Genomic DNA, 15523 nt, shown 5'->3' with positions numbered 1-15523 from the left:
ACATGGAAGCGAAAATGAAATTATTTGAAGTTAATATCATGGAAAATAAGAAATTTGTCTGGGGTTTGAATATTCTTGCTGTGGCACTCATCTTTCCATTTGCCTTCGTATTTGGAATGATAGGCAGTTGGTTGATAGCTAACGGTTCGCAATACTCGGAACTGGCTGTATCTAAGGTATGGTTGCTTTTCCCTATCTATATTCTTTTAATAGTTGTACATGAGGCTATCCACGGCATCTTCTTCAAAGTTTTTTGTCCTGAAAATCCTGTCAAATACGGGTTTAAATGGAAATCGGGCATGGCCTATGCGACCAGTCCAGGTTCGCTCTACAATCGGATGCAAATGTTAGTAATCAGCTTGGCACCCTTTGTTGTGATTAGTTTGGGATTGACAATGTTAGCAGGTTTGGGGATGATGAATAGTACTCTTTACTTCATGCTGGCAACCATGCACGCTGCATCTTGTGCGGGGGATTTCTACTATAGTTATCTTTTATTGGTTAAGTTTGCCAAGGAAAATATAGCTGTCGAAGACACAGAAACAGGCTTGATTATATACCAAGCCTAGAAAGGAAAACTCATGGAATATGTCTTAAAAAATCGGCTCAAGGAATTGCGAGCCAGAGATGGTCTCAATCAGACAGAGCTAGCAAAGTTAGCAGAAGTATCACGGCAGACTATTAGCTTGATTGAACGGGGCGAATACACACCCTCGGTGGTCATTGCCATGCGTATAGCACAGATTTTTAATGAAAATGTGGAGAATGTCTTTCAATTAGTGGAGGTTGAAGAATGAAACAGGGGAAACAAATTACAACAAAACAAAGATGGATGAGGAACCTTACCTATTTGTTTTTAGGGGCAATTTTTGGAGCATTTTGTGGCTTTTTTGGAGTAATGATTGATAAGTTTGGATTGCCGTCTTTTGTCAATCTAGATAACTTTCTATTTTGTTTGCGTATCGTTACTTTTGTCATTTTCGCCGGAACTGTATATCTTGGGCTTAAGGCAAATCAATCGTATAAACTTTATCATTCGATTTCAGATGAGGATGAGGAACGGGCAGATGAACTAAATATGAAAATGTATCGTAACCTAGAATATGCGATTATAATGTTTAATATTGCTGCGTCATTGACTCTTTTAAATTTAGGATTAGGTTTTGGTGTTGCCTTCTTAGAAGAGAGTGCGATCATGTACGGATCAATATTTGATGCAGTTTTCTATGTTATTCTTCTCATTGGTCAGATTTTTATCATGAAATTAACTCAGAAAATTCGTGACTATCAGTTGTCTGCTTTTGCTACGGTAAAAGAAGTGAAGGATTTTATGGAGGCAATGGACGAGGGTGAGAAACAAGCAAACTACGAAATGAGTTTTCAAATCGTCTTCACTTTGAATCAAATCGTGTTACCAGGTTTGTATCTATTCCTATTTGTACTTAGCATGCTATTGCAGGAGCGACAAATTACAGCCTTTCTAGTTGTTGCCTTTCTTCACGTTTACATCAATGTTATGCAGGTTCGCATGATCCGTCGTTACTTCAAATAAGAATGTTATGAAAGGTTTTTAGGTAATAGCTATGAAAAAGGAAAATGTACACATCAAAGCAATTCGTTATTTCTATGATATTGTTGGTGAGTTAGACGAGGTATCTTATGCGACCTTGACCAATTTCGGCAACAATATGTATATGCTTTTTATGACAGTGACACTGGTGAGCTTTCTAGTTAGCTTTGCGCTGGGAGAAGATGTCATGGGAATCAGCCTCTTCTTGACATTGGTTTATTCTCAATTCAAACAGGACGCCATTATCAAACAGTTGGGACTGGATAAATTGTTTGTTGCAAAGGCTGATGTGAAATTGGCTCGGAAGAAAATGATGAAACGAACTCTGTTTCAAACCCTACAGATTGCAGTATACAGTCTGCTAGTTAGTATTGGTCTCTGGCAGTTACAAATTCCACAGGAAAGCGGGACATCTGCAGCCGAGTATTTCCAGTTTGTCACTCCTATGACAGTTGTTCTGCTGACTCTTGTTGGATTCCTTAGTTTCTATATTGTTAACCGTAAGAAAATCAAGCTTATTTAGTTTGAATGGAGTTAGCTCATGAAAGTCTTTATGAAAATTTATCTTGTCCTATTAATTGGCCTTGGTATGTATGCAGTTGGCTATATTTTTGGAGAGTGGCTGGCTACTGGGCAGATAGATTTGTCAAATCTGAATATTCTATTACCGATGCTTTTAGGCTTGCCAGCTCTGCTATTGATCGAAAAAGAAAGTAATGAAAACTGACTTAGTGTATGTGAAGGAGATTGCTATGAATAGACTTGGAAATGTCAAAGATTGGAATGTGGTTAAAAATTGGAAGTTTCTCTTAGTGGGACTAGCTGTCGTTGCCCTTAATGTATTGACCCAGATGGCTATGTTTACTCTACCAAATTTTGATGGGAATAACCTTCTGATTGCTGCTGCCTTCTTGTTGGTTGCTGTAGTGCTTGGTCTTATCTTGACTGGTAAATTAGGTCTGTGGAAAGGTGAGCAGAAGTGGGGGATGGGTGCGAATGTTGGTTTTGTAGCCCTTGCCTTTATCGTTATGTTTGGTTTGAAAATAATTGGTGGGCAATTGATTATGCTGGAAGAGGGATACGGTCAGACGACTGCCAATCAGGAAATTATCAACAATTCAGGCTTGCCAACCTTAATTTTATTTCTCTTTGCAGTTTTCTTTGCTCCAGTTTTGGAGGAACTGCTTTTCAGAGGGATTCTTATGGGGAAAGTCTTTGGTAAGGATTCGATTGTGGGATTATTGCTATCGAGTTTTCTGTTTGGACTTATTCACAATCCGACCAATATCGGATCTTGGGTTGTCTACGGAGGTATGGGCCTGGTCCTAGGAGTCGCCTATCGTATTTCTGGCAAATATATCAATGCACTTATTCTACACAGTCTGAATAATCTTCTCGGATTTTTGTTGATGCTACTGATGCAGAGTCTGGGCTTGATATAGGAGGATAGGCTGGAATTATTTTTATGGATTCTAGTAGGATTTCTATTTTTCAATTCTCTATCAGATAGGAAAAAAGTGAAGCAATTGCAAGCTAGGGTAAAAAAATTGCAGAAAACTACAAAAGGAGAAAATCAGATGTCAGTTTTATTGAAAGAATTGGTCGGAAGTAAAGCCAAAATCCGCTTTGATGAGGAATTTTCTATCACTTATGAATACACCATTTTGGCAGTTGATGAGGAATGGGTTAAAATTTCTCATGAATTAGCGAATGGGGAGCTTGAAACCAAGTTGGTTCGGGTCGATAATATTATTGACTTGAGCTTGTAGGGAGGGAATATGTTGAAATTTATCAAACATGCTGCATTACTATTTCTATACTTTGTTGCCTATCAAATTGCTTCAGGTTTTCTAATGGTAGGACCAACCTTACAAACGATTCCTGACATTCCTGCCCAGTTGATTGATAGTACAATTTGGATTTGTGCGATAATTGGTCTTGTTCTCTCCATTGCGCTCATCATTCTGTTATGGAAGTATATCTATCCACGTCATTCTGTTGACTATCGTGTGACAGCTTTATGGTTCCATAAGATTCAATGGCCGATATTACTCTATATTGCATTTTTTATCTTCCAATTTATTGTACCAGTCCCAGAAAGTGAAAACCAAAAGCTTGTAATCGAATTCGTATCAGCTTATCCCTTGATTGCATTTAGCTCAGTAGTGGTTTTTGCTCCTATTTTAGAAGAATTGATTTTCCGTGGATTTTTAGCGACCTATTTCTTCCCTAAAATGGCAGATATGAAGGCTGTTGGAATCTATCTTGTTGTAACGGGAGCTTTGTTTAGTCTGGTCCATATGCCAGCAACTCTTCCTCAATTTTTGATTTATTTCACGATGGGACTCAATCTAGGATGGCTCTATCTGATTAAACGTGATATTCGTTATCCGATTGCGCTACATATGCTTAATAACGGTATTTCTTATTTGATGATTGTATTTTTAATATAAAAAATAAGCAGCTCAGATTGAACTGCTTTTTTTGATTACAAACCGTAAAGATAATCATCGTCCTGCATGGCTTCTACTTCACCGAGCAGATAGCCGTTACCAACTTGGGAGAAGAAGTCGTGGTTAGATGTACCGGTTGAGATACCGTTCATGATGATTGGGTTGACATCATCTGCTGAATCTGGGAAGAGTGGATCCTGTCCCAAGTTCATGAGGGCTTTGTTGGCATTGTAACGAAGGAAAGTCAAGACTTCCTCAGTCCAGCCAACTGCATCATAGAGGGAGCGTGTGTAGCCTTCTTCGTTTTCATAAAGTTGGTAGAGCAAGTCGTACATCCAGTCGCGGAGTTTGTCCTGTTCTTCCTCGGACAATTCATTGAAACCAAGTTGGAACTTGTAACCGATGTAGGTACCGTGCACAGACTCGTCACGGATGATCAGCTTGATGATTTCCGCAACGTTGGCCAATTTGTTGTTACCAAGGTAGTAGAGTGGCGTGAAGAAACCAGAGTAGAAGAGGAAGGTTTCTAGGAAAACGCTGGCTACTTTCTTTTCAAGTGGTGTACCTGTTTCGTAGATTTCGTTGATAATCTTTGCCTTGCGTTGCAAGTATTCGTTGCTGTTGGTCCATTCAAAGATGTCTTCAATCTCAGACTTGGTGTTCAAGGTTGAGAAGATAGAAGAGTAAGACTTGGCATGGACTGACTCCATGAATTGGATGTTGTTGTAAACAGCTTCTTCGTGCGGTGTACGAATATCGTTGCGAAGAGCTTGGACACCTGTTTCAGATTGAAGGGTATCCAAGAGGGTCAAACCGCCAAAGACCTTACCAACCAGGTCTTTTTCTTCAGCAGTAAGTTTACGCCAGTCATCCAAGTCGTTTGATAATGGGATACGTGTATCGAGCCAGAATTGCTCGGTCAACTTTTCCCAAGTTGACTTGTCAATAACATCCTCAATGGCGTTCCAGTTTATGGCTTTGTAGTAGGTTTCCATCATATTCTCTTTCTTTTTCTTATACTTCAAATATTATATCACAAATAGATAGTAGCCTGTAAAAAAATCCCCTAAAAGGGATTTTTAATCGAGCGCTCATTAGTTGCTTTACATCATGAACGACAGTGTCGTAAGGTAGCTAGCTAATCCACTGATAACGGTTAGCGTAGATTAGCTAGTTGATTTATCAACAGCTAATCTTGCTACGTCAAAATCGAGTTCGGGCTAAGGACTTGGCAAAAAAGATAAATCCCTACGAGATGTAAGCCATCTCTGCGGTGTTTCCTATCCCACTTTCAACAGACTATCAGACTGTTGAAACGCCCTCACATATTACGACACGTAGAAACTGAAGACGATATTTCTTCCGTTTCGGAGTTAGTGAGGTAGCTAGCTAATCCGCCGATAGCGGTTAGCGTAGATTAGCTAGTTGATTTATCAACAGCTAATCTTGCTACGTCGAAATCGAGTTCGGACTAAGGACTTGGCAAAAAAGATAAATCCCTACGAGATGTAAGACATCTCTATGGTATTTCCTATTTTTGCTGTGTCCTTTTAACGTCCTCACATCTTAGATCACACAACTTTCACATTGGTTTGCGCCGACTTCTTCGCCGTCATCGGTAAAGGTACGGATGTAGTAGATAGACTTGATACCTTTGTTGAAGGCGTAGTTACGAAGGATAGAGAGGTCACGTGTGGTTTGTTTGTTCTCTTTCTTCCATTCATAAAGAGCTTTAGGTAGTTCACTGCGTAGGAAAAGAGTGAGGGATAAACCTTGGTCGACGTGTTCTGTTGCAGCAGCGTAGACATCAATGACCTTGCGCATATCCATATCGTAGGCAGACTTGTAGAATGGAATAGTTTCTGTTGCCAAGCCAGCTGCTGGATAGTAGATTTTACCGATTTTCTTCTCTTGGCGTTCTTCAATCCGTTGTGTGATTGGGTGAATAGAAGCAGAGACATCATTGATATAGGAAATAGATCCATTTGGAGCAACAGCTAGTCGGTTTTGGTGGTAAAGACCATCTGCCATGACTTTCTCACGGAGGTCAGCCCAATCTTGTCCGCTTGGAATGAAAATCCCTTCAAAGAGTTCTTTGACACGGTCAGATTGTGGTTGGTAGTCACCAGTCACGTATTTATCGAAATAAGTGCCGTCTGCGTATTTTGATTTGTCAAAATTATGGAAGGTTGCCTTGCGTTCGCGGGCAATGTTATTTGATTCTACCAAAGTCCAGTAGTTGAGGAGCATGAAGTAGATGTTGGTAAATTCTACGGCAGTTTTTGAACCGTAATCAATCAAGTTCTGAGCCAAGTAAGAATGAAGTCCCATGGCACCAAGACCGATTGAATGCGCCTGACTGTTTCCTGCTTCAATAGATGGTACAGCTGAAATGTGTGAATGATCTGTGACATAAGTCAAAGCGCGTGTCATTGTACGAACAGAACGTCCAAAATCAGGTGACTTCATCAAGTTAACGATATTAGTTGAACCGAGGTTACATGAAACGTCAGTACCCATGGTCAAGTATTCTTGCGAATCATTAAGAATGCTTGGTGTTTGAACTTGAAGGATTTCCGAACAGAGGTTTGACATGATAATCTTGCCGTCAACAGGGTTGCTACGGTTAGCTGTATCGATGTTGATAACGTATGGATAGCCAGACTCTTGTTGGAGTTTGGAAATTTCTGTTTCCAAGTCACGTGCCTTGATTTTTGTCTTACGAATGCGAGGGTTTGCCACCAATTCATCGTATTTTTCTGTGATGTCAAGGTAGCTATAAGGGACACCGTATTCCAACTCAACTGAGTATGGGCTGAAGAGGTACATATCTTCGTTTTTACGTGCCAATTCGTAGAATTTATCAGGAACGGTGATACCGAGTGATAAGGTCTTCACACGAACTTTCTCATCGGCATTTTCTTTCTTAGTCGAAAGGAAGGAAATAATATCTGGGTGGAAAACATCCAGATACACTACCCCAGCCCCTTGGCGTTGCCCAAGCTGGTTAGAATAGGAGAAGCTGTCTTCGAAGAGTTTCATAACAGGAACAACCCCAGAAGCCGCCCCCTCATAGCCCTTGATTGGAGCACCTGCCTCACGCAAGTTGCTGAGGGAAATACCAACACCACCACCGATACGGGACAATTGCAGAGCAGAGTTGATAGAACGTCCGATCGAGTTCATATCGTCAGTGACTTGGATGAGGAAACATGATACCAACTCACCACGACGGGCACGACCTGCGTTGAGGAAAGAAGGTGTTGCTGGCTGGTAACGAAGGTGAATCATTTCGTTAGCCAAGTTCAAGGCCAACTCTTCATTTCCTTCTGCAAAATACAAGGCGTTGAAGAGAACACGATCTTCCATACTTTCCAAGTAATAGGCGCCATCATTTGTTTTGAGGGCATACTGATTGTAGAACTTGTAAGCTGCCATGAAAGACTTGAAGCGGAAATTTTGGTCTTTCAAGAATTGATCAATTTTGATGATAAATTCTGGACTGTATTGGTCCAAAAACTCTTTTTCAAGGTAATTTTCTTCTAATAGATAAGCAATCTTGTCTAAAATACTATCAAATTGCTTGGTATTTGGGAGGACGTTTTCTTTAAAGAAGGCCTTAACCGCTTCTTGGTCCTTGTGGAGTGGGATTTGCCCATTAACAGGACGGTTGATTTCGTTATTTAAACGGAAGTAGGACACATCGCCTAGCTCTTTTAAACTCATAGTCGCAATCTCTTTCTATAAACAGTAGGGAGTTAAACCAAGGCTTTTAGTTTTCCTGGTTGAAAACCTGAGAAAACATCATTTTCAGTTTCGATAACAGGTGCAGCTGAGAAACCGAGACCTTTTACGTGATCGATAAATTCAGGCTGTTCATCTAGATTGATTTCTTTATAATCTACACTATGTTGGTCCAAGAATTTCTTGGTCATTTTACACTGTACACAATCATTTTTTGAATAGATCGTTACCATTCAATTTCTCCTTTGTCCATGAGGGATTAATAAAAAATCCCAATTTTGTTACCAATCTAGGATACAAGATTTTAAGGTTAAAGTCAAGAAGGAAGTTTATTTAAAATCACAAAATATAGTGCATAATATTTTTATAAAACACCATATATTGTACCTCCGCTCATTGCCGCTAAGTCGAAAAATAGCGTTTACATAGCTGTTTCTATTTAGTTTGATAACCCTAACAATCTCTCGGTAAAATATAGATTAGCTTTTCTGCAAATGTCATAATATTTTGAAGGAAACATACGTTGTCACAAAATATAACATTTATAGTTATACATGTATTGAATATATATTACATTTTGTACTATACTATTCAATAATGCTGAAAGAGGTTATAAAATATGGAAAAATTACATAGAAAAAGCTTGTTTCATAAAGGGAAAGAATATTCATATTATGCATTGGATTCGATTTCAACGGAAGAAAAAGTGGATATTCATTCACTTCCCTATACTATTCGTATTTTATTAGAAAGTCTTTTAAGAAAAGAAGATGGCGTAGACGTTACAAAAAATCACATAATGGAGTTGCTTCATTATCAGGCTGCATCTCCTAAAGGAGAAATCCCCTTTAAACCTAGTCGTGTTATTTTGCAAGATTTTACAGGTGTTCCTGTTGTGGTAGATTTAGCCTCCATGCGTGATGCGGTGGTGAAAGCAGGTGGAAACCCTGAATTGATTAACCCAGAAATTCCAGTGGATTTAGTCATCGACCACTCTGTTCAAGTTGATTTTTTTGGGACTGAAGATGCTCTGGAGAAAAATATTGACTTAGAGTTCGAAAGAAATAATGAACGCTATGAATTTCTGAAATGGGCAGAGAATTCCTTTGAAAATTATCGTGCAGTGCCTCCAGCGACAGGAATTATCCATCAGGTAAACATTGAATTTCTAAGCGATGTTATTATCAACAAGGATGGCTTGCTTTATCCAGATTCTATGTTTGGTACAGACAGTCATACGACCATGATTAATGGTATTGGTGTACTTGGTTGGGGTGTGGGTGGTATTGAGGCGGAAGCTGCAATGTTGGGTGAAGCATCTTATTTTCCTATCCCTGAGGTGATTGGTGTTCGCCTAGCTGGGCAATTGCCTAAGGTTGCCACTGCAACGGATTTGGCGCTTAAAGTCACTCAACTTCTACGTCAGGAAAATGTAGTTGGGAAGTTTGTCGAATTCTTTGGACCAGGTTTATCTTCTCTCACATTAGCGGATCGAGCAACTGTTTCCAATATGGCTCCAGAATACGGTGCGACTTGTGGCTATTTCCCGATTGATGGAGAAACTTTACATTATATGAGATTGACCAACCGTTCGGAGGAGCACGTGGAGTTGACAGAAGCCTATGCTAAGGCTAATTATTTATTCTATGATGCTGAACGTTTTCCGTCTTATAGCAAGGTTTTAGAATTGGATTTATCGACAGTAGTTCCATCTATTTCTGGTCCTAAAAGACCACAAGATTTGATAGAATTAACAGATGCAAAAGCAGAGTTTCAGGCTAGTTTAATACGTGAAGTAGGTGTGCGTGGATTTGGTTTGGAGGAAGCAGAGTTAGATAAAACAGTCACGGTTAAGTATGTTGAAGGAGAGGAGCAAATTCAAACAGGTCATGTTGCTATTGCGGCGATTACCTCATGTACAAATACATCCAATCCGTATGTCCTTTTGGCGGCAGGATTACTGGCAAAAAATGCGGTAGAAAAAGGTCTGGCAGTTTCTAAGACAGTCAAGACGTCATTGGCACCAGGCTCAAAAGTAGTGACTGGCTATTTGAAAAAATCAGGTTTACAGACCTATCTAGATGCCTTAGGGTTCAATTTGGTTGGTTATGGTTGTACAACTTGTATCGGTAACTCAGGTGATCTGCGTCCCGAAGTAGCGGAGGCGATTAAGGAAGAAGATTTATTGGTTTCTGCGGTATTATCTGGAAATCGTAACTTTGAAGGACGGATTAATCCATTGGTAAAAGCTAATTTCTTAGCGAGCCCTCCGCTAGTAGTTGCCTATGCTATTGCGGGAAATATGAATGTAGATTTAACAAGGGATCCGCTGGGGTATGATGAGAAGCAACAAGCTGTCTACCTTGCGGACATTATGCCAAGTCGTGAGGAGGTAGATGACTACATTGAGCGTTATGTGACTCGTGACCTTTATAAGGAAGAATACCAACAGGTATTTACAGATAGTCAGGCTTGGAATGCGATTGAAACAAAGACAGATAAGAATTACAATTGGAATTCCTCTTCTACCTATATTCAAAATCCGCCCTATTTTGACAATATGCAGGCAGATTTATCCATAAAACCACTGAAAAATTTATCTGTTTTGGCTAAATTTGGCGATTCTGTAACGACAGATCATATTTCCCCGGCAGGGAATATTGCACGATTGAGTCCAGCCGCTCGTTATCTCGAAGAGAATGGCATTGCTTATAAGGATTTTAATTCTTATGGAAGTCGTCGTGGAAATCACGAAGTCATGATGCGTGGGACTTTTGCAAATATTCGTATAAAGAATGAGCTGGCAGATGGAAAAATTGGTGGTTGGACAAGAGTTGGTGATGAGATTCTTCCTATCTATGATGCGGCTATGAGATATAAGGAAGCTGGTATCGGTAGTATTGTTATTGCTGGTAAAGACTATGGGATGGGGTCAAGCCGTGATTGGGCAGCCAAGGGTTCAAGTTTACTTGGTGTGAAGGCTGTTCTTGCTGAGTCATTTGAGCGGATTCACCGTTCAAATTTAGTGATGATGGGTGTTCTTCCTTTACAATTTTTAGAAGGTCAGTCGGCAGAAAGTCTTGGCTTGACTGGACACGAAAGCTATACAATCGACTTGCCAGAAGATGTCGGTGTTGGTCAAATTGTAACAGTCCATGCGCAAACAGACGATGTTACAAAGGAGTTTCAAGCTCTGGTGCGGTTTGATGCAGAGGCGGATATTCGTTATTATCGCCACGGAGGTATTTTACCTATGGTAGTAAGAAAGAAACTAGGAGGAAAGGTATGACAGAAACGAATGGGTTAAAAGATGCGATTGCCTGTGATACGCGAATCAGTGCAATTGAAAATGACCGCTTGTCCTATGCAGGATATGACATTGCTGAATTGATGGAGAATAACGCTTCTTTTGAGGAAGTCATCTATCTTCTGTGGAACCTGCATTTGCCAACTCAGATTGAATTAAATTATTTTGAGAAAAGCCTGCGAAAAGAATATGCGATTTCAGATGCGGTAGAGCAATGTATTCTGATTCAATCACGGCGACATTTGCATCCTATGAGCGTGTTGCGTTCGACAGTATCTCTCCTTGGAGTATATAATGTACACGCTGAGGAGAATTCGTTAGAAGCTTTGTATGAACAATCTATTCAGATTATGGCCAAGGTTCCGACGATTATTGCAACATTTGCTCGTTTGAGACGCGGATTGGTTCCAATCGAACCGCGGGCTGATCTGGGTTTTGCGGCGAATTTTCTTTATATGCTGAACGGTGAGGAGCCGAGTGATTTGCAAATCAAAGCGTTTAACAAAGCTTTGGTGCTTCATGCTGATCATGAATTGAATGCGTCTACTTTTGCTGCGCGTGTCACGGCATCAACGTTAACGGATTTATATTCTTGTGTCACCACGGCAATTGGGACTCTGAAAGGCTCATTGCATGGTGGTGCAAATGAACGAGTGTTTGACATGTTGCTGGCTATTCGTGAGAGTGGTGATACCGAGAGATATTTGCAGAAGAAGCTGGATTCGAAGGAAAAAATTATGGGATTTGGTCATCGAGTCTATAAAACGGTTGATCCTCGTCAAGAGTATTTGAAGGAGATGGCGCGTGATTTGACATTCGGAACAGACGACGAGGCGTTTTATAGATTGTCAGAGGAAGTAGAGAGTTTTATTAAAAACAAAAAAGGTTTAATTCCAAACGTAGATTTTTATTCGGCGACAGTTTACCATGTGCTAGGTATTGATAGTGATATTTTTACATTGATTTTTGCAATGAGCCGTATGGCGGGGTGGATTGCACATGTCCAGGAACAACGGAAAAATAATAAATTGATTCGTCCGCGCTCTTCCTACTTAGGTGGTAGGAATTTGGTTTACATCCCGATTGGAAAGAGGTAAATATGGCAGAAAAAATCCTGATGAGAGAGGGACGGTTAATTATCCCGGATCGTCCCGTTATTCCTTATATTGAAGGAGATGGTATTGGCAGGGATATTTGGTCAGTCAGTCAAAAAGTTATTGATGCTGCAGTGAAAAAAGCCTATGCAGGTCAACGTTCTATTCAGTGGAGGGAGGTTTTTGCAGGAGAAAAGGCTTATGAATTAACGGGAACTTCTTTGCCGAATGAGACATTGTCAATAATCCGTGAGTATTTAGTTGCAATCAAAGGTCCCTTGGGGACGCCGATTGGGAAAGGTCATCGTTCTCTTAATGTTGCACTTCGTCAAGAATTAGATTTGTATGCCTGTGTGCGCCCGATTCGCTATTTTAAGGGAGTGCCAAGTCCGCTGAAAGAGCCTGAAAAGACAGATATTACTATTTTTCGTGAAAATACAGAAGATATTTATGCAGGTATTGAATGGGAGGATGGTTCAGATGAAGTTGCCAAAGTCATTTCCTTTCTGCAAGAAGAAATGGGAGTGGTAAATATTCGTTTTCCAGAATCTTCAAGTATTGGTATCAAACCGATTTCGGAAGAAGGGAGTAAACGCCTCATTCGCTCTGCAATAGAATATGCCTTAGAACATCAACTGAAGATAGTGACCTTAGTTCATAAGGGAAATATTCAAAAGTTTACAGAAGGCGGTTTCCGCAAATGGGGTTATGAATTGGCGAAAGAAGAATTTGCTACAGAGCTTGCAGAGGGGACTTTGGTAGTAAATGACATTATTGCGGATAACTTTCTGCAGCAGATTTTATTGGCGCCGGAAAACTTCCAAGTGGTTGCTCTTACAAATCTAAATGGAGATTATGCATCAGATGCTCTTGCGGCACAGGTCGGAGGAATAGGCATCTCACCAGGTGCTAACATTAATTATCAGACAGGTCATGCTATCTTTGAAGCGACACATGGAACTGCTCCTGATATTACAGGAAAGGATTTGGCTAATCCATGTTCCCTCTTGCTTTCGGCTTGTATGATGTTGGAATATATAGGCTGGAAAGAAGCGGCAACTTTAATTATTCAGGCCTTGGAAGATGCTTTTATAAATAAAAATGTTACGCTTGATTTTGCTAAAATTTTGGACGTTGCTCATCTATCTACTAGTCAATTTTCAGAAGTTCTACTAGATTCTATTTAATGAAGAAAAAGTAAAATGAACCTCTCTTTTTATGACAGAAACATGAAAGAAAGGTAAAAAAATCTTGAAAATGATTTCAAAAAGTGGTATAATGTCCTTTGTAAGGGTTATCACAAATAACTCACAATTTTGTAAAAATAAAGGAGAATCCAAATATGGCTTCAAAAGACTTCCACATTGTGGCAGAAACAGGTATCCACGCACGTCCGGCAACTTTGCTTGTGCAAACAGCTAGTAAGTTTGCTTCAGACATCACTTTGAACTACAAAGAAAAGTCTGTTAACCTTAAATCTATCATGGGTGTTATGAGTCTTGGTGTTGGTCAAGGCGCTGACGTAACAATCTCTGCTGAAGGTGCTGATGCTGACGACGCAATCGCAGCTATCACTGAAACAATGGAAAAAGAAGGATTGGCATAAGAATATGACAGAAATGCTTAAAGGAATCGCAGCATCAGATGGTGTTGCTGTTGCTAAGGCATATCTACTCGTTCAGCCAGATTTGTCCTTCGAAACTGTTACAGTTGAAGATACAAATGCAGAGGAAGCTCGTTTGGATGCTGCTCTAGAAGCATCTCAAAACGAGCTTTCTGTTATTCGTGAGAACGCAGTAGCTAGCCTAGGTGAAGAGGCCGCAGCCGTATTTGATGCACACTTGATGGTTCTTGCTGACCCAGAAATGATTGGTCAGATTAAGGAAACAATTCGTGCGAAGAAAACAAATGCTGAGACTGGTTTGAAAGAAGTTACGGATATGTTTATCGCTATCTTTGAAGGTATGGAAGATAATCCATACATGCAAGAGCGTGCCGCAGATATTCGTGACGTAGCAAAACGTGTGTTGGCACACTTGCTTGGTGTTCGCCTGCCAAACCCAGCAACTATCGACGAAGAGTCAATCGTTATCGCGCATGACTTGACACCTTCAGATACAGCGCAATTAAACAAACAGTTTGTAAAAGCTTTTGTAACGAACATTGGTGGTCGTACAAGTCACTCAGCTATCATGGCTCGTACACTTGAAATTGCTGCTGTTTTGGGTACAAATAACATTACTGAAATCGTTAAAGACGGTGATGTATTGGCTGTTAACGGTATCACAGGTGATGTAGTGATTAACCCTTCTGAAGAAGTGATTGCAGAATTTAAAGCAGCTGGTGAAGCCTATGCTAAACAAAAAGCGGAATGGGCACTTTTGAAAGATGCTCAAACAGTTACAGCTGATGGCAAACACTTTGAATTGGCAGCAAACATCGGTACACCAAAAGACGTTGAAGGTGTAAATGATAACGGTGCAGAAGCTGTTGGTCTTTACCGTACAGAATTCTTGTACATGGACTCACAAGACTTCCCAACAGAAGACGAGCAATACGAAGCTTACAAGGCTGTTCTTGAAGGTATGAACGGCAAGCCTGTTGTGGTTCGTACAATGGATATTGGTGGTGATAAGGAGCTTCCTTACTTCGATCTTCCACACGAAATGAACCCATTCCTTGGTTTCCGTGCCCTTCGTATCTCTATCTCTGAGACTGGTAACCAAATGTTCCGTACTCAGTTGCGCGCTCTTCTTCGTTCATCTGTACATGGTAAACTTCGTATCATGTTCCCAATGGTTGCCTTGTTGACTGAATTCCGTGCAGCAAAAGCAATCCTTGATGAAGAAAAAGCAAACTTGTTGGCTGAAGGTGTAGCAGTTGCAGATGATATCCAAGTTGGTATCATGATTGAAATCCCTGCTGCAGCAATGCTTGCAGATCAATTTGCCAAAGAAGTTGACTTCTTCTCAATCGGTACGAACGACCTTATCCAGTACACAATGGCTGCAGACCGTATGAACGAGCAAGTTTCATACCTCTACCAACCATACAACCCATCAATCCTTCGCTTGATCAACAACGTTATCAAGGCTGCGCATGCAGAAGGCAAATGGGCTGGTATGTGTGGTGAGATGGCTGGTGACCAACAAGCTGTTCCACTTCTTGTAGGTATGGGCTTGGATGAGTTCTCTATGAGTGCAACATCTGTACTTCGTACACGTAGCCTTATGAAGAAACTTGATACAGCTAAGATGGAAGAATATGCTCACCGTGCCTTGACAGAATGTGCAACGGCAGAAGAAGTTCTTGAACTTCAAAAAGAGTATGTTGATTTTGATTAATCATTGAAAAA

16 protein-coding genes are annotated in these 15523 nt (G+C 40.4%); 13 read left to right on the top strand and 3 right to left on the bottom strand.

Annotated features, from left to right (window positions below; all coding sequences use genetic code 11):
- The first annotated feature begins 2 nt into the window (after positions 1 to 2).
- From ODU46_RS03090 to ODU46_RS03055, 8 genes are read left to right on the top strand one after another with little or no spacing between them, the layout of a single operon-like run.
- Complete coding sequence (locus tag ODU46_RS03090; RefSeq protein WP_230333700.1) at positions 3 to 569, top strand: DUF3267 domain-containing protein; 567 nt, start codon at positions 3 to 5, stop codon at positions 567 to 569.
- Positions 570 to 581: 12 nt separating this feature from the next.
- Positions 582 to 797 (top strand): helix-turn-helix transcriptional regulator, encoded by a 216-nt coding sequence (locus ODU46_RS03085; protein ID WP_012028279.1) that lies wholly within the window; start codon positions 582 to 584, stop codon positions 795 to 797.
- Complete coding sequence (locus ODU46_RS03080; RefSeq protein ID WP_044763778.1) at positions 794 to 1552, top strand: DUF3169 family protein; 759 nt, start codon at positions 794 to 796, stop codon at positions 1550 to 1552. Before ODU46_RS03085 ends, ODU46_RS03080 begins: the two co-directional genes overlap by 4 nt.
- Before the next feature lie 31 nt (positions 1553 to 1583).
- Entirely contained in the window at positions 1584 to 2093 is a 510-nt protein-coding gene (locus ODU46_RS03075; protein ID WP_044771276.1) for a DUF3278 domain-containing protein, read from the top strand.
- A gap of 18 nt (positions 2094 to 2111) precedes the next feature.
- Positions 2112 to 2297, top strand: a complete 186-nt coding sequence (locus ODU46_RS03070; RefSeq protein ID WP_044771275.1) for a hypothetical protein — start codon at positions 2112 to 2114, stop codon at positions 2295 to 2297.
- A gap of 25 nt (positions 2298 to 2322) precedes the next feature.
- Complete coding sequence (locus ODU46_RS03065; RefSeq protein ID WP_398579209.1) at positions 2323 to 3012, top strand: lysostaphin resistance A-like protein; 690 nt, start codon at positions 2323 to 2325, stop codon at positions 3010 to 3012.
- A 9-nt stretch (positions 3013 to 3021) separates the two neighbouring features.
- Entirely contained in the window at positions 3022 to 3339 is a 318-nt protein-coding gene (locus ODU46_RS03060) for a hypothetical protein (RefSeq protein WP_398579249.1), read from the top strand.
- 9 nt (positions 3340 to 3348) lie between these two features.
- Positions 3349 to 4023, top strand: coding sequence for a lysostaphin resistance A-like protein (locus tag ODU46_RS03055; RefSeq protein ID WP_398579208.1), 675 nt, complete (start codon positions 3349 to 3351; stop codon positions 4021 to 4023).
- 35 nt (positions 4024 to 4058) lie between these two features.
- On the opposite strand, the gene nrdF is transcribed toward ODU46_RS03055, so the two are convergent.
- The 3 genes from nrdF to nrdH all read right to left on the bottom strand — a co-directional run bounded on the left by nrdF (position 4059) and on the right by nrdH (position 8000).
- Entirely contained in the window at positions 4059 to 5018 is a 960-nt protein-coding gene (gene nrdF, locus ODU46_RS03050; protein WP_004299066.1) for a class 1b ribonucleoside-diphosphate reductase subunit beta, read from the bottom strand.
- Positions 5019 to 5589: 571 nt separating this feature from the next.
- Entirely contained in the window at positions 5590 to 7749 is a 2160-nt protein-coding gene (gene nrdE / locus ODU46_RS03045) for a class 1b ribonucleoside-diphosphate reductase subunit alpha (protein WP_398579207.1), read from the bottom strand.
- 32 nt (positions 7750 to 7781) lie between these two features.
- Positions 7782 to 8000 carry a glutaredoxin-like protein NrdH gene (nrdH, locus tag ODU46_RS03040; RefSeq protein WP_004299071.1) on the bottom strand — a complete coding sequence of 73 codons (219 nt, stop codon included), beginning with the start codon at positions 7998 to 8000 and terminating at the stop codon, positions 7782 to 7784.
- Between the two features lie 386 nt (positions 8001 to 8386).
- On the opposite strand from nrdH, the gene acnA reads away from it, so the two are divergent.
- The 5 genes from acnA (at position 8387) to ptsP (ending at position 15512) form a co-directional block, all read left to right on the top strand.
- Positions 8387 to 11056, top strand: a complete 2670-nt coding sequence (gene acnA, locus ODU46_RS03035) for an aconitate hydratase AcnA (protein WP_398579206.1) — start codon at positions 8387 to 8389, stop codon at positions 11054 to 11056.
- Positions 11053 to 12171 (top strand): citrate synthase, encoded by a 1119-nt coding sequence (locus ODU46_RS03030; RefSeq protein ID WP_029171369.1) that lies wholly within the window; start codon positions 11053 to 11055, stop codon positions 12169 to 12171. Before acnA ends, ODU46_RS03030 begins: the two co-directional genes overlap by 4 nt.
- Before the next feature lie 2 nt (positions 12172 to 12173).
- Complete coding sequence (gene icd, locus ODU46_RS03025) at positions 12174 to 13355, top strand: NADP-dependent isocitrate dehydrogenase (RefSeq protein ID WP_205028381.1); 1182 nt, start codon at positions 12174 to 12176, stop codon at positions 13353 to 13355.
- A 155-nt stretch (positions 13356 to 13510) separates the two neighbouring features.
- Positions 13511 to 13774 (top strand): phosphocarrier protein HPr, encoded by a 264-nt coding sequence (locus ODU46_RS03020; protein ID WP_002936050.1) that lies wholly within the window; start codon positions 13511 to 13513, stop codon positions 13772 to 13774.
- Between the two features lie 4 nt (positions 13775 to 13778).
- Positions 13779 to 15512 carry a phosphoenolpyruvate--protein phosphotransferase gene (ptsP, locus tag ODU46_RS03015; protein ID WP_014637790.1) on the top strand — a complete coding sequence of 578 codons (1734 nt, stop codon included), beginning with the start codon at positions 13779 to 13781 and terminating at the stop codon, positions 15510 to 15512.
- The last annotated feature ends 11 nt before the right edge of the window (positions 15513 to 15523 follow it).

The sequence above is a fragment of the Streptococcus sp. 2020WUSS089 genome (assembly GCF_044427405.1).
Lineage (GTDB): Bacteria > Bacillota > Bacilli > Lactobacillales > Streptococcaceae > Streptococcus > Streptococcus hashimotonensis.
Note: the sequence above shows the minus strand (reverse complement) of the source record. Positions and strands in the feature narration are given on the sequence as shown.